Origin of the sequence: Methylobacterium sp. J-067 (assembly GCF_022829465.1) — a bacterium.
In the GTDB taxonomy this organism is placed as follows: Bacteria; Pseudomonadota; Alphaproteobacteria; order Rhizobiales; family Beijerinckiaceae; genus Methylobacterium; species Methylobacterium litchii.
This window is the reverse complement of record NZ_JAKSXZ010000134.1, coordinates 1-673: the sequence shown is the minus strand read 5'-3', so window position 1 is coordinate 673 and position 673 is coordinate 1. Positions and strand designations below refer to the sequence as shown.

Annotated in this window: 1 protein-coding gene; it reads right to left on the bottom strand. The window is 65.5% G+C overall.

What is annotated here, in order from left to right; all coding sequences use genetic code 11:
* Nucleotides 1-673, bottom strand: a 673-nt coding sequence (locus MKK52_RS19865) for a molybdopterin-dependent oxidoreductase (RefSeq protein ID WP_243956734.1), incomplete at both ends; no start/stop codon positions are given.

Genomic DNA, 673 nt, shown 5'->3' with positions numbered 1-673 from the left:
TGATCATCACGAACTGCTCGCCCTGGCCCTTCTGCTTGTCCTCCATGTTCGCGTAGCAGGAGTTCAGGAAGTAGTGGCTCTTGGGCGAGACGATGTTGAGCGGGAAACGCTTAGCAAGTTCCGGGTCGTTCGTGTGCGACTCGCGCGGGCCGAGGTAATCCGGCAGCGGATCGAGCGCCTCGCCGGGCTGGAAGCCCTCGTACATCTGGCGGAACGGCGGCGCGACAAAGTTTGTGGCGCCCTCGACCTTCAGCATGCACTTGCCGGTCGGCGTCGGGAAGTTGCCCTCGCGGTGGGGCGCCCGATCGTCGGGCGTGCCGACCTTCAGGCGGGCGAAGCCGTGCTCGCGCATGTAGGCGAGGTCGATGCCCTCGCAGGCCGGGGCGTTCCAGTCCACGTAGTGCTCAAGGCACTCGGAATCGGTCCACTTGAAGTTCTCCTCCTCGTAGCCGAGCCGGGCGGCGAGCCGGCGGAAGATCTCGTTGTTCGGGATCGCCTCGCCGGGCGCCTCGGCGCACTTGGTGTTGTAGGTCAGGTAGAGGTGGCCCCAGGAGAGGATCATGTCCTCCATCTCGGCGCCCATCGTGGCCGGCAGCAGGATGTCGGCGTAGGAGGCCGTGTCCGAGATGAAGTGCTCGGCCGAGACCATGAACAGGTCCTCGCGCATCAGCCC